Here is a 17,813-nt window from a genome sequence, read left to right on the forward strand (position 1 = left end):
GGACCAACCGAATCAGGCGGCGACAGGCACCTTCTTGAGATCGCGCTTCACCTTGAGGGCGCGCGGGCTCAGATCGGTGTCCGAGGTCTTGAGCAGCCAGTTGTCGAGGCCGCCGTTGTGTTCCACCGAACGCAGACCATGCGTCGAAACGCGGAACTTGAAGCTGCGGTCCAGCTTCTCGCTCAGCAGCGTGACATTCTGCAGGTTGGGCAGGAACACGCGCTTGGTCTTGTTGTTGGCGTGGCTTACGTTGTGACCGACTTGGCGGCCCTTACCGGTCAGTTCGCAGATACGCGACATGGCTGAAAACTCGCTGTGTAAGTTCGATATACCTATCGGGAAGCCGTGCGCCTTAGCGATCCAGACGGTGAAGTCAAGGATTCGCCGCCATTGCGTGACACGAACCGGCGGGCTAGCCCGAAAACCATGACCCGCTGGCCCCTTCCCGAGCCGATGCGCCGTGCGCTGGACGAAGCCGCCCGCGCGCGCGACCTCGGCGAAGTGCCGGTTGGCGCGGTCGTCGTCAAGGGTGGACAGGTGATCGCTGCCGCTCACAACGCCCCGCGAGGTACCTGCGATCCCACCGCACACGCCGAAATTCTCGCGATTCGCGCCGCTGCGGCCCAGCTTGGCAGGGACCGGCTCGATGGTTGCGATCTGTGGGTGACGCTCGAGCCTTGCGCGATGTGCGCGGGCGCCATCGTCCATGCGCGAATCGATCGGGTCTATTACGCCGCCGCAGACCCCAAGGGTGGCGCGGTGGAGCATGGCGGGCGCGTGTTCGCCCAACCCACCTGTCTGCACCGCCCCGAGGTCTATACCGGCATGGGCGAGGCCGAATCGGCCAACCTGTTGCGCACGTTCTTTCGCGAGCGGCGTTAGAAGCTGCGCCAGACCTTCAGCGGCGCGCCATCAGGCAGTCCGGGGCGGCTACACGGGTCGGGACGGAAGCTGGCGGACAGGCACAAATGCATTTCCTGCAGCCACCCGCCCGCACTGGCCTGCACCCGGATGGCCGAGGGGCGCAATCCGGGATTGGCGGCGACCATCGCTGCGCGCAGATCGCCCGCGGTCAAAGCGTCCTTGCGCGAAAGCCGCGCCATGTCGGGAAATTGCAATGCGCCGGTCAGGCTGGAAGCCTTGGCAAAGTAGTCCTCGGGCCGTTTGGCCATGCAACTGCCGTGCTTGGCCCATTCGTGCACCAGCAGCGTGGGCGACGGGGTGATGCACAAGGCCCCGCGCAGCGCCTCTGCCGATGGCTGGCTGGCGGCGCACCACTGCGGCCACTGCCCGCCGGTTCCTTCGGGCCACAGCCCGTGCAGGATGAAGCCGAAACGCCCGCTGCGCCCGCTGCACTGCGTGGCGCTGGCCGGATCGCTGCGGTGATCGCGGCAGAACTCGGGCGACCAGCTCAGCGCCAGCGTGTAGCCACTGATCGCGCTTGCCCCGGTAGCAAGGCGCTGGGGACCGTCAGGGGCGGGCAGCGGCGGCACGGCGACCACCCTGGGCACTCGGCACTGCCACGCCTGCGCCACGGCCGGAGCCGGGCCGGCAAGGGCCAACAGCGTCAGCAAAGCGCCGCGCGGGGCGCTCATTCGAAGATTGTCGTATTCACCGGCCCGTCCTGGCCCTTGCTCCTCAACCAGCGGACCGCATCGCGGCGGAAAAGAAACGCCACAGCCGTGTAATTGAGCAACGTGGCAAGAACCGAAACCGCGAAATAGGCCGGGCCGTAGGTTGCAAGGATCTTGGGCCAGCTTAACAATCCGACCAATCCCAACGCGCTGATCGCCACGAATATCCACCGGGCGATATTGCTGGCACGGCGCGCGATGAAGAACAAGAACAGCACATTGATAAGCAACCCGATCGCCATGGCCACAAGCATAAACGTCATCGGCACGCCCGTTGTGGACATTTGGCCACTGAACCGGCTGAAGTTGATTGCGGTGTTCAGCAGTCCAAGAACGATGCTGGCCACATAGAACTGTTCAAAACGGATGATCGACTGCGGTCTCATCATGCGGCCCCTGCTTGCCCGGAAGGAGCCTAACACGCCGATCCGCCCGAGCAATCTCGATTGCGGTCACAACGGCGTGAAGTCGAGGCCGATGTCGGCAGCGGGTGCGCTCTGGGTCAGGCGACCGACCGAGACGTAATCGACGCCGCTCGCGGCAATCGCGGCGATTGTGTCCAGCCGCACCCCGCCCGAAGCCTCGCACGGCACGCGGCCTGCCACCAGCGACACAGCGGCGCGCAGCGTGTCTGGCCCCATGTTGTCGAGCAACAGGCGGGTCGCCCCGGCACTGAGAGCGGGCTCGATCTGGTCGAGGTGGTCGACTTCGCAGATGACGTCGCTGACGCCCGCCGCCAGCGCGCGCCGCACGGCCTCGGCCACGCCGCCCGCCACGGCCACGTGGTTGTCCTTGATCATCGCGGCATCCCACAGCCCCATGCGATGGTTATGCCCACCGCCGCAGCGCACCGCGTACTTCTCCAGATGGCGGAAGCCGGGGATGGTCTTGCGCGTATCGAGCAACTTTGCCCGCGTCTGCCCCATCGCATCGACATAGCTGCGGGTCAGCGTGGCCACCCCGGTCAGGTGCTGCACCGTGTTGAGCGCGCCGCGTTCGGCGGTCAGCATCGCGCGGGCATTGCCGGTCAACCGCATCAGCGCGGTACCGGGCTGCACCCGCGCGCCCTCCTCCACCAGAATCTCGATCGCCATGCCGGGATCAAGCGCGCGAAAGAAAGCCGCCGCGATGGGCAGCCCGCACACCGTCACGGCATCGCGGCTGTCCATCACCCCGGCAAAGCGTGCGCTGGCGGGGATCACGCTTTCGCTGGTCACGTCATGCCCGCCCCCGGGCAGGCCCTGCCCCAGATCTTCGGCAAGCGTTGCGGCGACGAAGGCTTCGCAATCGAAGCCGGGAAGGACAAACAGGCTCATGCCGCTGTCCTTACCATGCCGCCATGGCCTGTCGAGACAGACCGCGCCGATCCGGGCTCAATGGACGAAGCGGGCGACCACTTCGCGGTACGAGCGGCTGACCTTGACCTCGGCACCGCTGGTCAGCACCAGAAAGCATTCGCCGTTGGTATGCGGTCGCACCTGCCGCACCTGATCCAGATTGACGATCTTCGACCGGTGGACCCGCTGGAACACGCGCGGGTCGAGCCTGCGCTCGAGATCCTTCATCGTTTCGCGCAAGATCAACGAGTTATCGCCGGTATAGATGCACATGTAGTCGCCCGCCGCCTCGATCCGCTCGATCGTGTCGACATCGACGCGGAAAATCTGGCCGCGATCCTTGATGTTGATGAGCTTCTCGAACCGGCCGACCGCAGGCTCGGCATCATCGGGCATGTCGGACATGGCATCGGGCGCCACTTCGGCCAGCACGTTCTTGAGCTTCTGGACTTCTTCCAGCCCACGCTTCTCGGCAAGCCGGGTGCGGGCGCGGTCAAGCGCGTCGGCCAGCCGGTCCTGATCGACCGGCTTGAGCAGGTAATCGACCGCATTGGCCTCGAACGCCTTGAGCGCGTGTTCGGAATGGGCCGTCACGAACACGAACAGCGGCGGGTCGATCTCGATCACGCCCTGCACGACGCTGAAACCGTCAAAACCGGGCATCTGGATATCGCAGAACACCAGATCGGGCTTCTCGGTCTTGATCTTGCGGATCGCCTCGCGCCCGTTCGAGCAGGTATCGATCACCTCGACGTCGGGGAAGGCCTGCAGCCGCAACTGGAGGCCCTGGATCGCGAGTTTCTCGTCATCGACGAGGATCGTGCGAATGGTCATGCTGGTCCTTTTCTGGCCTCGCGCCCGGGCTATCCGGCCAGAGCCGGGTTGCGCGGACGGGATACCTGGGCCGGGACGTCCTCGCGGGCTTCGAACGGCAGTTCGATCACCACGGCAAGGCCGCCTTCGGGGCGGTTGGCAATGTCAAAGCGCTGGTCTTCGCCATAAGCCTGGACCAGCCGGTCGCGAATGTTGGCAAGGCCAACCCGGGTGGAATCCGTGCTCTGCGGCGAAGCGCCTTCGCGGGGGGTATCGATCAATGTCGTGGCGTCGGTGCCCGCTGGCAAGCCCGGACCGGTGTCCGACACGGTGACGCGAAGCGCCTGACCGACGAGTTGCGCATCGATGGTGATCTGCGCGCCTTCCTCAAGCGGGCTGACCGCGTACTTGATCGCATTTTCCACCAGCGGTTGCAGCAGCAAAGAGGGCATCAGCGCGTTGCGCACGGCATCATCGATGCGGAATTCGGTGCGCAGCCGCTCTTCAAAGCGCATCCGTTCGATATCGAGGTAGAGCTTGAGCGTCTCGACCTCTTGCGCGACGGTCACCCGCGCGGTCGGCTCGTTGATCAGGGTGTAGCGCAAGAACGAGGACAGGCGCGACAGCATCGCGTTGGCCGGTTCGGTCTGCTTCAACAGCACCAGCGTCGAGATCGAATTGAGCGTATTGAACAGGAAGTGCGGGTTGAGCTGATAGCGCAGCATTGCCAGTTGCGCGCTGATCGCCTGCTTTTCCAGATGGAGCAGCTGGTCGTTCTGCTCTTCGACCTGAATATAGAAGTTGATCGCGTAATAGAGCGCGGCCCACGCTCCCAGCAGCGTCAGGTCAAGGTAGAACACACCAAGGAATAGCGGGGCAAAGCCGGCATCGCTGCCCGACCGGTACAGGCTGATCACCCACGAATCGATAAAGGCGTACAAGCCCACCGCGATCGCCAGCACGAACGACGTGACGCCCCAGGTGAGCAGCGGGCGCCTGTGGATCAGCGTGCGGAAAATCACCGACAGGATCAGCGAAATAGAAAAGCCGGTGATCGTCACGATGACGACGATGACAAGGAACGACAGCGGTTGCCCGTTGGCCAGCCCCGACATCACGCGCAACAACATGGCGCCGCCCCAGCCAAGGAACTGCAGGCGCCAGAAGGCACGGTTCTTGTTGCCGAAAAACGGCGTGGGGCGCAGCGGCAGCATGGCCATGACCGCCATCCTAACCCCTTTGCCGCCGCAGCGCCATGGCCGCTGGCAACGACAGATGGTGCAAGATCGGAGGCGTCATCCCTTGCGCGCGGCGTCAACCGCCTGCTGCAGGCGATCGCGTCCGACGGCGCCCGGGATCAGTTCACCGCCGATAACCCAAGCCGGAGTGCCGTTGACGCCCAACTGGCGGGCAAGGCCAAGGTTGTGTTCCAGTTCCTTGCCGACCTGCTGCTGCGCGGCGAAGGCCTTGGCAGCATTGAGGTCCAGCCCGGCCTTGGCGGCGGCGGCGGAAATGGTTTCGGGTGACGGACGCTCGCCAGCGAACATGGCATCGTGATAGGCGGCGTACTTGCCCTGTGCGGCGGCGGCCAGCGCCATGCGCGCGGCCGGTTCGCTTTGCGGCGAGATGATCGGCAATTCGCGGATCACCACCTTCAGATCGGGATTGGCCGCCACCAGCGCGCGCAGATCGGCCACGCTGCCCCGGCAATACGTGCAGGCAAAGTCGGTAAACTCGACCAGTGTGACTTTGCCCTGCGGATTACCCAGAACCGCCCCGGAAAAGGGGGTTTCCAGCGTCCCGCGCAAGGGTGCGATGCGGGCCTGCGCCTCACGCGCTTGCAGTCGCTCCATCGCTTCGGGCAGGACTTCGGGGTGGTCGAGAATGTAGCTGCGCACCAGCGCTTCGATCGCTGCGCGCTGACGCGTGTCGATCCCGGCACCCGAAAGCTGCGCGGCCAGCGCCGCGTCGTTGGCCCCTGCAGCGCTGGTCTGGCGGCTTTTGACATACCAGCCATAGCCGGCCGCCAGCAGCAGCACGATGCCAAGGATCAGGGCGAAGGGGCGCAGGCGCGAAGGGACCGTCATGGGAACGCGCGTTACCGCTTCTTGCCCCGGCGCTCAATCAGCGCGCGGGCAGTCATCGCGATATCCTGTGCGCGCAGCCAGTCGGGCGTGCCCTTGGGCAGCGCAGTCTCGGCCGATTCGGCGCTGCGCAAGGCTTCCGGCAGACGCAATTCCATCAATTGCTGTTCGGCGCTGGCCAGCCGTGCGCGGGGAGTGTCGCCCTCGGCCTCGTAGACCACGCCGAGTTGATACCAGGCGAACGGGTTGTCGCGATCCTTGGCCACGGCGGCCTTGAGCACGCGCTCGGCTTCGGCGAAGTTGCTCTTGTCTTCGGTCGCGAGCAGCGCATGGCCAAAGGTTGTGGCGATCAGCGGCTGATTCTGCGTCAACGCAACCGCGCGGCGCAAAGGCGGGATGGCATCGACCGGGCGGCCCGATTCGAGCAAGACCTGCCCTTTCAACTCCAGCGCATAGGGATCGTCGGGATTGCTGGCGAGGATCGCGTCGGTTTCGGCCAAGGCCTTGTCCATGAACGCCTCCTTGTGGAAGGCATAGGCGCGGGCATAGCGCGAGGGCGTGTCGGTCATGTACGCGGGATAAGCGTTGAGCGTGGCCTGAGGCTCGGCCAGATAACCCAGCAGCTTGGCCTTCACCCGCAAGAAGCGCTGTTGCAGCACCGGATCTTCTGGCTTGTTCCACGCAGGATCGCGTTCAAAGGAATCCTGCAAGGTGGTCAGCCGGTCGGCGGTCATCGGGTGTGTGCTGTAGAATTCACTGTCGGCGCTGCGGGTGAACCCGGCGCGATATTCGTAGTTCTGCAGCTTCTTGAAGAATTCCACCGAGCCCCGGCCCGAAAGCCCGGCCTTGGACAGGAACTGCACGCTGGCGGCGTCCGCGCTCGATTCCTGTGCGCGGCTGAAGGCAAGGTACTTGCCCAGCGCGGCCTGTTGCCCGGCCATGAAGATGCCCATCCCGGCGTCGGCCGATCCGCCTGCCGCCGCCGCCGCGCCCAGCAGAAGGCTGAGCAAGGTGATGCCCATCGCCGGCTTCTCGCCCTCGCCGTTGCGAATGACGTGGCCGCCGGTGATGTGGCCGAGTTCGTGCGCCAGTACGCCCTGCACTTCGCTGACATGCTCGGCCGCGCCAATCAGCCCCGAATGGACGTAGATCGTCTGCCCGCCCGCGACGAAAGCGTTGATCGACCCGTCATTGAGCAGGACGACATCAACGTTTTTGGGATCGAGCCCGGCGGCGGTGACGATGGGGGTGGTGATATCGCGAAACAGCGCCTCGGTTTCGGCATCACGCAACATGTCCTGCGCGCTGGCTGCAGGCGCCACGATCACCGCGAGCGCGGCCAGCCCGGCGGTCGCAAGGCTGCGCGCCAGAGTCCGGGGCGACGGGCGAAGGTTGAGCGATCTCATCACGTTGGGCAGGGTTAGCATGGGTTTGGATGAACCGTCGGTGAAGCGACTGTCGCAGGGCCAACGGACGGCTGAACCCGCCCGAGAAAGTCGAGCACTTCGGCCAGCACCCGGCCATCGCGCGCAAACGGGCGTGCCAGAACCTTGAGCGGGGCTTCGTGGTTCATGCCTTCAAGCACGACCGCGCGGTGCGGCGCGCCCACCCGGTCGAGCGCGGCGGCGAGCGCGCGGGTGTTGCGCGGTCGCACCCGGCGATCGTCGGCGCCATGCACCAGCAGCAGCGGCGGGGCGTCGGCATGCGCATGGTTGACCGGTTGGGTTGCGGCAAGGTCAGCAATATGGCCGAAAGTTGCGGTCGATGCAGGATCGTCGAGCGGCAGGAAATCGGTCGGCGCCGACAGCGCGATAACGGCGCGCAGAGCGGCAGGCTCCAACCCCACCGCACCCAGCCAGCGCGGATCGAGCGCCAGCATCAGCGCATTGTAACCGCCCGCCGAATGGCCCATCACGGCAATGCGTCCGGGGTCGAGGCCGTGCCGCGCGGCGTTGTCCACCACCCAGCGCAGCGCCCCCGCGCCATCCTCAAGCATTGCCGGATGCCGCCCTTGCGGCAGCAGGCGATAGCCCGCCAGTACCACCGCAAAGCCATGGTCAGCCAGCGTGCGGGCGATGAAGCGGTAATCGTGCGGATCGCCGCTCATCCACGCGCCGCCATGGATGAACACGACGACCGGCAGCGGATTGTTCAGCGCTCCGGCGGGGCGCCTGGCGGGCACCAGTACTTGCAGCTTTTGCGCAGGGTTCGCACCGAAGCGCGCGGATTCGACCAGCCGGACGGTGCGATTTCCGCCGCGCATGATCCGGTCCGCCGCATTGAGCAGGGCCACCGGATTGCGCGACAGCGCGCGCGCAAAGGCCGCATATCCCATTCCGCCAACGAGCAAGGGCGCGGCAAATGCCCATTCCGCCCATGCCATGTCGGCCATATCGAAATCGAAAATCGCCAATGCATCCGCCAATCGGAAAGATCAGCGGCCGGGCTAGCAGTCCTTCGGCGCGGCGCGAAGGGGGATAACACCACGACTTCGCGCCATTTCGGGGGATTTTGGCAAAACTCAGTCGAGCAGGCGGCGCGCGGCCTTTTCCAGCAGGGCTTCATCGTCGCTGACATCGCCCAGCAGCGCGACATCCCCGCCGGGCAGGCGGCGCACGAGGACAAGCGCGAACTCGGCACCCTCCCCGCCCAACTCGCTCAGCGCGCGGATGGGCAGGCGGCGCAGCGGCTCGGCCAGCGATGCCACCCCGCGCGAGGCAGCAGGCTTGTCGGCTCCGTCGGGCGCGATGTCGGCGCGGCGCAGGCCACGTTCGAGCGTGACCACGCCCTTCAAGCCGCCCGGCGCAGCAGCGAGGTACCCGGCAAGCTCGCCCGCCTTCAACCCGATGCGGTCGGCATGGCCCAGCGCGCTGGCGTATTCGGTCAGCCTTGTCTTGTCGTAATCGGCACCGAACACCAGCTTGACCAGCGGGATCAGCGGCGCCCGTTCCTGCATGACCAGTCCCGCCTCGGCAACGATCCGGGCATATTCATCGGGTGCGCTGCGGGCGGCCAAAGCGAAGTCCCAGGCTCGGCTGATCGCCGCGTACAAGGCACCGCGCGTGCGGTCCTCGCTCGATCGCGCGGCAGCCGCCAGCGCACGCGCGGCTTCCAGCCATTCGGACAACGGACGCGCCTTTTCAACCACCTCCGGCTGCCCGATGCCGGGCTCAGACAGGGTGCCAAGGCCGGGAAACGGCACAATCTGGCCTGCATCGACGTCCGCCAGCGCGAATTCGCCAAGGTCGAGCACCGCCGGCCCATCGGCCCAGCCACCGAGCGGCGGGGCGGGACGGCGACCGATGCTCGGCTCTTCCAGCGCGTTGCCAAGGTCGAGCAGCAGCGCGTCGGTTGCTTCCTGGTCGGCCAGCTCCTTCCAGTTGATCACGCCATAGATGTAGTCGATCGTGGTATCGTCGGACGAAAACGGCAGCAGGATGCCGCGATACAGGATCGTGCGGCCACGCTGGTTGACGAACTCCGCTTCGAACCCGATCGGCGCCTGATTGGCGATGATCTGCAGATAATGGTCGGTGATCCGCGACAGCAGCGACCGGCCCGGCACATCGGTCAGGCGCGCGGGCAGACCTTGGGTGTCGCATTCCTGCGCCAAAGTTTCGCCCAGAAAGACGATCGCCGGATCACCAAGGCCACGGTCGAAATGCAACAGCACCGAGTGGTCCGCAAAGTCGGGCAGCGGGCGCTTGAGCACCGCGTCGGCCGACGGGAAGGCAGCCTTGCCCAACAACGCGGCCCAGTAATTGTAGGCGCGCACCTGCATGCGCCGTTCATCGGCAACAGGCGCCGTCGGCGGGCTGATCTCGATAGCGAGGTCGGTATCCTCGGTCGCTTCGCGCGAGTCGGCGCGGTTATCGTGAAGACTGTCCATTGGTAGGCCGTTCCTTGCCACGCTCGTCGCCAACCCTTGTGGCGCAACATGGTAAAGAAGACGTGAAGTTGCGCCGCGACTTTAGCTCAGGTCAATTGGTGCGAAATGCGGGCAGCAATTGCTTCGGCCTTGGCGATCAGTTGCAAGGCAATGTCACGGTGGAGCAATTCCGCCATCTTTCCATTGACCCGCAGCGCTCCGCGACCGGCATTGGCTGGATCGGCGAAGGCGGCAACAATCGCGCGCGCTTCGTCAATCGCAGCAGCATCGGGCGCGAACACCCGATTCGCGATTGCCAATTGGGCCGGGTGGATCAGTGTCTTGCCGTCAAAGCCGAAATCGCGCGCTTGTGTGCATTCGTCCTCCAGCCGCGCCGCATCGTCGATGGCGTTGCAAACGCCGTCCAGCACCAGCAAGCCATTGGCGCGCGCGGCCAGGACCGCCTGCACCAGCACCGGCACGAACGCGGCCCGGCCCGGCAACTGGGCGATGCCGGTGTCCTTGGCCAGATCGTTGAGCCCGAGCACGAACCCCGCCAAACGCGTGGTCGCGGCCATCGCGGCGATCCGCTCAAGCGCCAATACCGCGCGCGGCGTTTCGATCATCACCCACAGCGCAACCGCGGCGGGATAGCCAGCCGCGTCCATGGCCTGCGACAATGCGGCGATGTCGTCTGGCGAATCGACTTTGGGCGCCAGCACCGCGTCGAGCGGCGCGTCGGCCAGCCCGGTCAGGTCGGCCGCGCCCCATGGCGTAGACAGCGCATTGATCCGCCCGATCAGGCGCCGGTGGCCGAAACCGCCCGCCTTCGCCTCGGCAACCAGCGCGGTGCGCGCAGTATCCTTGGCTTCGGGCGCCACGGCATCTTCCAGATCGAGCGCGACCGCATCGGTATCGAGTTCGCGCGCCTTGGCCATCGCACGGGCGTTGCTGGCGGGCATGTACAGCACCGAACGCAAGGGGGCCGCGCCGGCCACAAGTGTCGAAGCAGGATTATCAAGGCTGGCCATGCAAAGTCTCTCCCGGTTCGATGCGTCCTTCTTCGCGCGTCGGCATCGGCGCGAACAGGCGCAGCAGCAGTGTTGCCGCCATCCACAGCGCCGCCCAATACAGCGCGCCGGTGGTGCTCAGTCTGTCGGCAACGCTGCCCCAGCCCCATGCTCCCAGCGCCATGCCGCCAAAGGTGACCGACTGGTAGATCGACAGGCAGCGCGCCAATATCGTTTCGGGCGAGCGCATCTGCATCGCCACGTTCAGGCTCGTCATCGCCAGAATCCAGCCAGCCCCGCCCAGCAACGCCGCCACCAACCCGACATCGAGCGCGCGGCTTTGCGCAACCAGCAGCAGCGCCGTGACAAATGCCACGGTCCCCGCGGAAACCACCGCCTCGCTGCCAAACCGGCGGCGCAGCTTGCTGACCCACAATGCCGCCGTGATCGAGCCGGTGCCGAATGCACCCAGCATCAGGCCATAGGCGATCTCGGAACCCTTGATCTGCTGGCGCACCAGCACCGGCAGCAGCGCCTGAAACGCCGCAGCGCCAAAGCCGAACAAAGCGCCGCGCAGCAATACCTTGCGGATCGGCTGCGAGCGCAAACAGAAGGCCAGACCTTCGCCGATCGCCTGCCCGATGGGCTGGCGGTGTTGCGGGGTCGGCGGCATTTCCGGGTGCCAGCGCGCCAGCACCACGATCATCGCAAGATAGCTGACCGCGTTGATCGCGAACGCCAGACTGACGCTCCACAACGACAGGATAAGGCCGCCGAGTGCCGGGCCTACGCTGCGCGCCACATTGAACGATATGGCGTTGAGCGAAATCGCCTGCGGCAGTTCGCTGCGATCGACCTGCAGGCGGACCGAGGCCTGCCATGCCGGGCCGTTGAGCGCGGTGCCGATGCCAACCAGCAGCGTCAGGGCGAGCAGATTTGCCGGGGTCAGCCACCCGGCATAGCCGACCAGCGCCAGCACCGCCGAGACGACCAGCATGCCGATCTGCGCCGCCAGCATCACCAGCCGCCGGTCGAACGCGTCGGCCAGCGCGCCCGCCACCGTGCCGAACAACAGGATCGGGATGGTGGCAGAGGCTTGCACCAGCGCGACCGGCAGGTGGCTGGTGGTCAGTTCGGTCATCGCCCAGGCCGCCGCGACCGCCTGAATCACCGAGCCAACGTTGGATGCCATGTTGGCAATCCAGATCGCACGAAATATGGGAAAACGGAACGGGCCCAGCGCGCCGCCCGGTTGCAGCGCCGACTTCACAACAGATAGCGGACCTTGATCGGGGTCACCAAGGCCGCTTCGCCCAGCGGAAACTCTGCGGCATCGAAGCGTGGCGGCCCGAAGCGGATCGGCGCATCGCGCGAAAATCCGAAGCCCTCGCGCGGGACCATCAGCACTTTGTCCATTCGGCCATTGGCGTTCTCGTCATGGAACAGCGCGATGGCGTAACGGCCGGGCAGCACATGGCGGAACACCACGCTGGGCCCGTCGGCGGCCGTGGCGGTGACGTGGCGGGCCTGCGGGTCTTTCTGGCAGTCGGGGAACGTGATCGGGTCGGCGGTCAGGCAGGCCTGAATCAGCCCCCGCGTCGAGCGCAGCCCCTCGATATCGACGGTCACGGTAGATGGCGAGGGCATCGTCGCACCGCCCAGCAGGGGCGCCGTCGCACCCAGCAGTGCAGAAGCGGCAGCACGGCGGGTCTTGCGCCAGTGGCGGGCGGGAAGGGTCATGGTGCCGAAAGTCCCTTGTCGGTGCCGCACAAGCGGTCCCAGAAGCGGAAATAGAGGCCGTAGTTGCAGCGGTACAACTCGTGATGGCGGTGATGATGGCTGGCGGTGATCAGCCAGTTGCCGATGCGCGAATGGACGATCCAGCGCGGAAACATCTCCCACCCCATGTGGTTGGTCACGCCCATCACGGTCATGATCAGCAGCACAAGGCCCAGCATCCCGATGTGGATCGGGATCACGAACACCAGCGCGGGCACAAACAGGCCGACGACGGCGGCCTCGACCGGATGGAAGTTCATCGCTGCCCACGCGGTCGGCGGACGGCTGGCATGGTGGATGGCGTGGATACGGCGGAACACGGTCGGCCGGTGCATCCAGCGGTGCGTCCAATAGAACCAGCTATCGTGCAGGAACAGGTAAAGCAGCAACGAAACCGGCATCCACCACAGCGGCAGTGCATGCGGATCGGCATAGATGCGAGTCCAGCCATGGCGCTGCCAGCCCCAGGCGACAACGCCCGCAGGCACGCCATAGATCGCAGCCGAGGCCAGACTCCAGCCGATTTCGCGGCGGATCTGCTGCCCGAGGCCAGCATAGTGGCCGGGCCGCACGCGCGCGGTAAGCGCCGCAAACAGGCCGCTGGTGGCCAGATAGCGCACGGCGACAATGATCGTCATCGCCAATGCCGACAGTGCCAGACCATCGGCACCTGTGCTGGAAAGGGAAATGGCGCTCGGCATCGTGGCTGCCCTTTAGGTCAAAATGACCAGAAGGGACAGCATCTTGATGACCGAGCGCCGCATTTCATGCGCGCCCTGCCGCCTTGGCAGCAGCCTTGGTCGATACCATGGCCGGCGAGGCACTTGCTATCAGACGGCGCGACGCACCTTGTTGCGGTGCTGGCCGACCGTGTTGGGGCCACGCGGACGGAAAAAGCGCTTGGCCTGACCTTCGGCACCCTCGCGGTCGGTGCGCGGAGCGTCGCCTGCAGGACGCTCGCCACGCGGCGCGCTGGTGCGCGGACGGTCGTCGTGCTGCTTGCGCTCGTCACCGCGCGGCGGACCGCTGCGACGCTGCGGCTGCTGGCGATTGCGATCGCCGCGATCGCGGTGCACGCGCTCTTCGCTGGCCGGACGCGGGGTTGGTGCGGGCAGGCGCGCCGCTTCGGCCTGGAAGCCTTCGGGCAGCGGCAACGGCGCCAGCTTCACGCCGGTCAGCTTCTCGATGTCACGCATGTAGGCCTTTTCATCGGGCGCACACAGGCTGATCGCGACACCATCGGCGCCGGCACGCGCGGTGCGGCCGATGCGGTGAACGTACTGTTCGGCCACGTTGGGCAGTTCGAAGTTGATGACGTGGCTAACGCCCGTCACGTCGATCCCGCGTGCGGCAATGTCGGTTGCGACCAGCACCGGGCAGGCACCCTGGCGGAACGCTTCCAGCGCGGCGGTGCGCTGGGCTTGCGTCTTGTTGCCGTGGATGGCGCGGGCGTCGATCCCGGCGGCCCCCAGATGGCGGGCAACACGGTCGGCGCCATGCTTGGTGCGGGTGAACACGATGGCGCGTTCCAGCGACTTGTCGGCCAGCATCGCGCGCAGGCGCAAGCTCAGCAGACCCTGCTTTTCGGCCTGATTGACGAACGTGACGTACTGTTCGACACGCTCGGCGGTGGTGGCCTGCGGGGCCACTTCGACGCGCACCGGGTTCTTGATGAACTGGCGACCCAGTTCCTCGATCGACTTGGGCATCGTGGCCGAGAAGAACAGGCTCTGGCGCTTGGCCGGCAGCATGTTGGCCACCCGCTTGAGCGCGTGGATGAAGCCGAGGTCCATCATCTGGTCGGCTTCGTCGAGCACGAAGATCTCGACCCGGCCAAGAGTCAGCGCGCGGTTGTCGATCAGGTCAAGCAGACGGCCGGGCGTTGCCACCAGAATGTCGGTGCCCGTCGTCAGGCGGCGCGCCTGCTTGTTGATGGGAATGCCACCGAACACGCAATCGACCTGCAGGTTCAGGTTGCGGGCATAGCCCTTCATGTTGTCGGCAATCTGCGCGGCCAGTTCGCGGGTCGGCGAAAGCACCAGCATGCGGCACGAAGCCGGCTTGCGCGGGGTCGGATCGGCGGCCAGCCGGTGCAGCGAAGGCAGCGCAAAGGCAGCGGTCTTGCCGGTGCCGGTCTGGGCGATGCCCAGCAGGTCGCGCCCTTCGAGCAGCGCTGGAATGGAATCGCGCTGGATCGGGGTGGGATCGGTGTAGCCCTTGGTGGCCAGAGCGCGCAAAATGGGCTCGGCAAGGCCGAGGTCAGAAAAATAGGACATGAGAAGCCAATGCTTTCAATGGGCGCACGCCAAGAAGCCTGCGCGGCAGGGGTCGTTCGAAGCGACCCGTGCGTGAAGGGGAAGCGGCGGAACGACATCCGTTCGACCGGGGCGGATCGCGCCGTGAAATCGGCGGAACTCACGCTAGCCCGGGCCTGTGGCGCATTACGCCATCGGAGCCGTCGCAGGCCCTCTAGTCGCTGCAGCGCACAAATGCAAGAAAATTACGCTCAACTTTGGTGTTGATACGCAAACTGGCTTGTTCGGAAGTGGCGACGCGGCCATTGTCCGCGCCGTCCTCTCTTTGGAACACGCGCTTGTCCGATGAAGCTGCCAGCGAGCCGGTTAGTCCCTGCACCGGCGTCTGCACAATCGATCCGGTCGCGCGGACGTGCCTTGGCTGTGCGCGGACGCTTGCCGAAATCGAGCGTTGGTTCGGCGCGACGCGGGCCGAGCGTCAGGCTATCCTGCGCGCGGTCGCGGGGCGGAAAGCCCTTGCCGATGCAGCGGGTGGTGGCTAAAGCCACCGCACGTCACTTGGGGAGTAGCCACCGCTCAGGCGGTCCATCCGCGTCAACATGCTTGGTCGAGAGACCATGGCGCAGGCAAAATGGTATTCCGAGGCAGCCTCTATCGGCCAGCCTCAGGCCATTTCGGGCAAGACCAATGATCGATGGCCATTCGTCCTTGCCGGGCGAGAATGGTCCTTCGGTTGTTGTCTTGCATTCGCCCGGCTCAGGAATGTCCCGATGATCGAAGCGCTCACCACCTCCACCGCCATCGTTGCGCTCGCCGAAATCGGCGACAAGACACAATTGCTGGCGATCGTCCTTGCCACCCGTTTCCGCAAGCCATGGCCGGTGATCGGCGGCATTCTGGTGGCAACCCTCGCCAACCACTTCCTCGCCGCACTTGTCGGCGCGACCGCAGCATCGTTCCTCGACAGCACCTGGTTCCGCGCCGCCGTGGCCGTGGGCTTCATCGCGATGGGCCTGTGGACGCTGGTACCCGACAAGCTGGACGACGATGATGGTACGGCGGGTGTTTCACGGCACGGAGCATTCCTGACGACGCTCGTGGCCTTCTTTCTGGTCGAGATGGGCGACAAGACGCAAATCGCCACGATCGGCCTTGGCGCACGGTTCCACGATGCCATTGCCGTCACCATCGGCACCACGCTGGGCATGATGCTGGCCAACGTCCCGGCGGTGTTCCTGGGTGAAGGACTGGTGCGGCGCGTCCCGCTCAATGTCGTGCGCATGGTTGCGGCGGCGCTGTTCATCGTGCTTGGTGGCTGGCTGCTGTGGCATGTTCTGACCTGATTACCGCCACGATGGGCGGGGCCTGATCAGGCCCCGCCTTCGCGCCACCATCCTCCTTGCGGGTCGAGTGCGGCCGTCAGGCGACGCAGCGCAGCGCGGGCCAGTCGCTCGATCTCGGCCTTGCGGCGGGCCGCAGCCAATGGCTGGGATGCTGCGGGGCGCAGGATCTCGGCATCATAGCCATCGCCCACGATGACCCCGCAGCGTTCGGGCAGGAATGCGGGGGTTTCGAGGACGGTCCGATCCAGATGCGGGGCAAGCCCCCAGTAAAACCGGTCGCAATGGTCCAGATATTCGGTCCATTTGGCATCGCCCAGCAAATCGGCGCGCGCTACCTTGATCTCGACGATCACCACATGCCCGCGTGCATCAATACCCATCAGATCGGCGCGCCGCCCATTGCGCAGCGGCATTTCGGCCAGACACCAGATGTCGTTGCGCGCAAACAGGCGGCAGATGCCCCGCGCCACTGCCAGCGCCTCGCGCTCAAGCGCCGTTGTGGCCACGCCTGCGAGCGCCGCCGAAACGCCATTTCCGCCTGCAATACCGGCATCTGTAGACATGGCTGCCGAATCGATCATGGGTTCAGCGTAGGAACATAAAGAGAACTTGTAAAGTGCTGCGATGTGCGCGGCGAGCGCCCGAATTGCGGAATCGGCCACAATCGAGGCACCAAGTCCGCTTTGCGCGAACCATTACCGCAAAAAGACTGGCAAGCCGCATCGGGCGCTGCTAGGCGCTCATCCAACGCATCCGTAGCTCAGCTGGATAGAGTACTGCCCTCCGAAGGCAGGGGTCACAGGTTCGAATCCTGTCGGGTGCACCAATATTTCAATAGCCCGGCGGTTGATTGCGGACGCCGAACTGGAAACGGGGGCGCTCCCGCTGCCCTACCGCGTCGGATCGACGCGCGATGGCTCAGCTGGCCAGAAACTCCACAGCAAAGACGGCTTGCTGTTTGCCTGACCGGGCCTTGACTTCCAACCGTTCAATTCGCCTCGGCTACCACCCGCATCGCCCGTTCGATCCCGGCCCAGTCCGGCGCGTGGCTGCCGGTGTGGTTGGGCATGCCTGCGCGGGTCAGGCAGCCTTTGGGGGCGGCGTAGCTGTCGATCCGCCGTTCGGGGTCTTCGCGCCACTGGATGTTGAAGGCCCACAGCTTGGGGAAGAATTCGAGCCCGCTGTAAGGCAAGTGGTCGTGGATCCACCAGGCCAGCTTGGTCCAGTTCCCCTCCTCCTCATCGGCAAAGGCATCGACGAAGGCGGGCACCACCACGCACGCGGTCGCGCCCATGCGGCCTTGCGCATCGCGGCGGTCCCAGATGTGGCCGGCATAGTTCAATTCGTTGCGCGCGCAGTTGTAGCCTTTGGCATTGCCCAGCGCGTTGACCTCGCAATTGCGATAGGCCGAGCGGATGGCGATGCGGCCAAAGGCATCCTGCAACGGCTCGAGCAGATCCTCGCACAATCGCGTGCCCGCCGCGATGGCAAGGTCCGGGTCATCGGGCACGTTGCCCAGTCCGTGGATCGCGGCAATGTCGGAAAACAGGAAATCGCGCATGAAAAACGAGCGCGACAGCCGCACCCGACCAAAGGCGGTCAGGCTGTTGACGGACTTGGGCGGTTTCATGCGGTTTCCACTCCTGAACGCGCTTGCATCTTGATCTTCTGCCTGCTCGCCATGCGGTCA

At 65.6% G+C, this 17,813-nt stretch carries 20 protein-coding genes and 1 tRNA gene; 4 read left to right on the plus strand and 17 right to left on the minus strand.

Annotated features, from left to right (window positions below; translation table 11 throughout):
* Positions 1-12: 12 nt before the first annotated feature.
* A complete protein-coding gene (gene rpmB / locus LDN95_RS01910; protein WP_226015941.1) occupies positions 13-300 on the minus strand; it encodes a 50S ribosomal protein L28 in 288 nt (95 codons plus the stop codon).
* A gap of 126 nt (positions 301-426) precedes the next feature.
* Between rpmB and LDN95_RS01915 the strand changes: the two genes are divergently transcribed.
* On the plus strand, positions 427-882 hold the full coding sequence (locus LDN95_RS01915) for a nucleoside deaminase (RefSeq protein ID WP_226015942.1): 456 nt from the start codon (positions 427-429) through the stop codon (positions 880-882).
* Here the strand turns inward: LDN95_RS01915 and LDN95_RS01920 are convergent.
* From LDN95_RS01920 to LDN95_RS01985, 14 genes are all read right to left on the minus strand, one after another.
* The gene (locus tag LDN95_RS01920; protein WP_226015943.1) at positions 879-1,595 is read right to left on the minus strand and encodes a ribonuclease T; all 717 of its coding nucleotides are present in this window, start codon (positions 1,593-1,595) and stop codon (positions 879-881) included. The two genes, LDN95_RS01915 and LDN95_RS01920, sit on opposite strands and share 4 nt — an antisense overlap.
* The gene (locus tag LDN95_RS01925; protein WP_226015944.1) at positions 1,592-2,020 is read right to left on the minus strand and encodes a hypothetical protein; all 429 of its coding nucleotides are present in this window, start codon (positions 2,018-2,020) and stop codon (positions 1,592-1,594) included. Before LDN95_RS01925 ends, LDN95_RS01920 begins: the two co-directional genes overlap by 4 nt.
* Before the next feature lie 66 nt (positions 2,021-2,086).
* Positions 2,087-2,950: a carboxylating nicotinate-nucleotide diphosphorylase gene (gene nadC, locus LDN95_RS01930; RefSeq protein WP_226015945.1), complete on the minus strand. Its 864-nt coding sequence runs from the start codon at positions 2,948-2,950 to the stop codon at positions 2,087-2,089.
* A 57-nt stretch (positions 2,951-3,007) separates the two neighbouring features.
* The gene (locus tag LDN95_RS01935) at positions 3,008-3,805 is read right to left on the minus strand and encodes a LytTR family DNA-binding domain-containing protein (protein ID WP_226015946.1); all 798 of its coding nucleotides are present in this window, start codon (positions 3,803-3,805) and stop codon (positions 3,008-3,010) included.
* Positions 3,806-3,834: 29 nt separating this feature from the next.
* The gene (locus LDN95_RS01940) at positions 3,835-5,004 is read right to left on the minus strand and encodes a sensor histidine kinase (protein WP_226015947.1); all 1,170 of its coding nucleotides are present in this window, start codon (positions 5,002-5,004) and stop codon (positions 3,835-3,837) included.
* Between the two features lie 75 nt (positions 5,005-5,079).
* Positions 5,080-5,871 (minus strand): DsbA family protein, encoded by a 792-nt coding sequence (locus tag LDN95_RS01945; protein ID WP_226015948.1) that lies wholly within the window; start codon positions 5,869-5,871, stop codon positions 5,080-5,082.
* A gap of 11 nt (positions 5,872-5,882) precedes the next feature.
* A complete protein-coding gene (locus LDN95_RS01950) occupies positions 5,883-7,274 on the minus strand; it encodes a M48 family metalloprotease (RefSeq protein WP_370631643.1) in 1,392 nt (463 codons plus the stop codon).
* 14 nt (positions 7,275-7,288) lie between these two features.
* Positions 7,289-8,281: an alpha/beta hydrolase gene (locus LDN95_RS01955; protein ID WP_226015950.1), complete on the minus strand. Its 993-nt coding sequence runs from the start codon at positions 8,279-8,281 to the stop codon at positions 7,289-7,291.
* 108 nt (positions 8,282-8,389) lie between these two features.
* The gene (locus LDN95_RS01960) at positions 8,390-9,757 is read right to left on the minus strand and encodes a hypothetical protein (protein ID WP_226015951.1); all 1,368 of its coding nucleotides are present in this window, start codon (positions 9,755-9,757) and stop codon (positions 8,390-8,392) included.
* A gap of 86 nt (positions 9,758-9,843) precedes the next feature.
* On the minus strand, positions 9,844-10,767 hold the full coding sequence (locus LDN95_RS01965) for a CoA ester lyase (RefSeq protein ID WP_226015952.1): 924 nt from the start codon (positions 10,765-10,767) through the stop codon (positions 9,844-9,846).
* The gene (locus LDN95_RS01970; RefSeq protein WP_226015953.1) at positions 10,754-12,016 is read right to left on the minus strand and encodes an MFS transporter; all 1,263 of its coding nucleotides are present in this window, start codon (positions 12,014-12,016) and stop codon (positions 10,754-10,756) included. The genes LDN95_RS01965 and LDN95_RS01970 overlap by 14 nt, the downstream gene beginning before the upstream one ends.
* Positions 12,013-12,486, minus strand: coding sequence for a DUF2141 domain-containing protein (locus LDN95_RS01975; RefSeq protein WP_226015954.1), 474 nt, complete (start codon positions 12,484-12,486; stop codon positions 12,013-12,015). Before LDN95_RS01975 ends, LDN95_RS01970 begins: the two co-directional genes overlap by 4 nt.
* On the minus strand, positions 12,483-13,226 hold the full coding sequence (locus LDN95_RS01980) for a sterol desaturase family protein (protein WP_226015955.1): 744 nt from the start codon (positions 13,224-13,226) through the stop codon (positions 12,483-12,485). The genes LDN95_RS01975 and LDN95_RS01980 overlap by 4 nt, the downstream gene beginning before the upstream one ends.
* 129 nt (positions 13,227-13,355) lie before the next feature.
* Positions 13,356-14,801 (minus strand): DEAD/DEAH box helicase, encoded by a 1,446-nt coding sequence (locus tag LDN95_RS01985; protein ID WP_226015956.1) that lies wholly within the window; start codon positions 14,799-14,801, stop codon positions 13,356-13,358.
* Positions 14,802-15,118: 317 nt separating this feature from the next.
* Between LDN95_RS01985 and LDN95_RS01990 the strand changes: the two genes are divergently transcribed.
* Positions 15,119-15,322: a DUF1289 domain-containing protein gene (locus LDN95_RS01990; protein WP_226015957.1), complete on the plus strand. Its 204-nt coding sequence runs from the start codon at positions 15,119-15,121 to the stop codon at positions 15,320-15,322.
* Positions 15,323-15,553: 231 nt separating this feature from the next.
* A complete protein-coding gene (locus LDN95_RS01995) occupies positions 15,554-16,123 on the plus strand; it encodes a TMEM165/GDT1 family protein (protein WP_226016283.1) in 570 nt (189 codons plus the stop codon).
* 26 nt (positions 16,124-16,149) lie between these two features.
* Here the strand turns inward: LDN95_RS01995 and LDN95_RS02000 are convergent, their stop codons facing one another.
* The gene (locus LDN95_RS02000) at positions 16,150-16,704 is read right to left on the minus strand and encodes an MmcB family DNA repair protein (RefSeq protein ID WP_226015958.1); all 555 of its coding nucleotides are present in this window, start codon (positions 16,702-16,704) and stop codon (positions 16,150-16,152) included.
* A gap of 168 nt (positions 16,705-16,872) precedes the next feature.
* Here LDN95_RS02000 and LDN95_RS02005 point away from each other — a divergent pair.
* Positions 16,873-16,949, plus strand: a tRNA-Arg gene (locus LDN95_RS02005).
* A 162-nt stretch (positions 16,950-17,111) separates the two neighbouring features.
* On the opposite strand, the gene LDN95_RS02010 is transcribed toward LDN95_RS02005, so the two are convergent.
* Entirely contained in the window at positions 17,112-17,753 is a 642-nt protein-coding gene (locus tag LDN95_RS02010; RefSeq protein WP_226015959.1) for a hypothetical protein, read from the minus strand.
* Positions 17,754-17,813: the final 60 nt, after the last annotated feature.

Origin of the sequence: Novosphingobium sp. FKTRR1 (assembly GCF_020404405.1) — a bacterium.
In the GTDB taxonomy this organism is placed as follows: domain Bacteria; phylum Pseudomonadota; class Alphaproteobacteria; order Sphingomonadales; family Sphingomonadaceae; genus Novosphingobium.

Excerpts from the sequence above, each read along its gene's own strand:
- LDN95_RS01935 (WP_226015946.1), bottom strand. The coding sequence starts at position 3,805 with ATGACCATTCGCACGATCCTCGTCGATGACGAGAAACTCGCGATCCAG.
- LDN95_RS01960 (WP_226015951.1), bottom strand. The coding sequence starts at position 9,757 with ATGGACAGTCTTCACGATAACCGCGCCGACTCGCGCGAAGCGACCGAG.
- LDN95_RS01940 (WP_226015947.1), bottom strand. The coding sequence starts at position 5,004 with ATGGCCATGCTGCCGCTGCGCCCCACGCCGTTTTTCGGCAACAAGAAC.
- LDN95_RS01945 (WP_226015948.1), bottom strand. The coding sequence starts at position 5,871 with ATGACGGTCCCTTCGCGCCTGCGCCCCTTCGCCCTGATCCTTGGCATC.
- LDN95_RS01950 (WP_370631643.1), bottom strand. The coding sequence starts at position 7,274 with ATGAGATCGCTCAACCTTCGCCCGTCGCCCCGGACTCTGGCGCGCAGC.
- LDN95_RS01965 (WP_226015952.1), bottom strand. The coding sequence starts at position 10,767 with ATGGCCAGCCTTGATAATCCTGCTTCGACACTTGTGGCCGGCGCGGCC.
- LDN95_RS02000 (WP_226015958.1), bottom strand. The coding sequence starts at position 16,704 with ATGATCGATTCGGCAGCCATGTCTACAGATGCCGGTATTGCAGGCGGA.
- LDN95_RS01985 (WP_226015956.1), bottom strand. The coding sequence starts at position 14,801 with ATGTCCTATTTTTCTGACCTCGGCCTTGCCGAGCCCATTTTGCGCGCT.
- rpmB (WP_226015941.1), bottom strand. The coding sequence starts at position 300 with ATGTCGCGTATCTGCGAACTGACCGGTAAGGGCCGCCAAGTCGGTCAC.
- LDN95_RS02010 (WP_226015959.1), bottom strand. The coding sequence starts at position 17,753 with ATGAAACCGCCCAAGTCCGTCAACAGCCTGACCGCCTTTGGTCGGGTG.
- LDN95_RS01980 (WP_226015955.1), bottom strand. The coding sequence starts at position 13,226 with ATGCCGAGCGCCATTTCCCTTTCCAGCACAGGTGCCGATGGTCTGGCA.
- nadC (WP_226015945.1), bottom strand. The coding sequence starts at position 2,950 with ATGAGCCTGTTTGTCCTTCCCGGCTTCGATTGCGAAGCCTTCGTCGCC.
- LDN95_RS01925 (WP_226015944.1), bottom strand. The coding sequence starts at position 2,020 with ATGAGACCGCAGTCGATCATCCGTTTTGAACAGTTCTATGTGGCCAGC.
- LDN95_RS01920 (WP_226015943.1), bottom strand. The coding sequence starts at position 1,595 with ATGAGCGCCCCGCGCGGCGCTTTGCTGACGCTGTTGGCCCTTGCCGGC.
- LDN95_RS01915 (WP_226015942.1), top strand. The coding sequence starts at position 427 with ATGACCCGCTGGCCCCTTCCCGAGCCGATGCGCCGTGCGCTGGACGAA.
- LDN95_RS01975 (WP_226015954.1), bottom strand. The coding sequence starts at position 12,486 with ATGACCCTTCCCGCCCGCCACTGGCGCAAGACCCGCCGTGCTGCCGCT.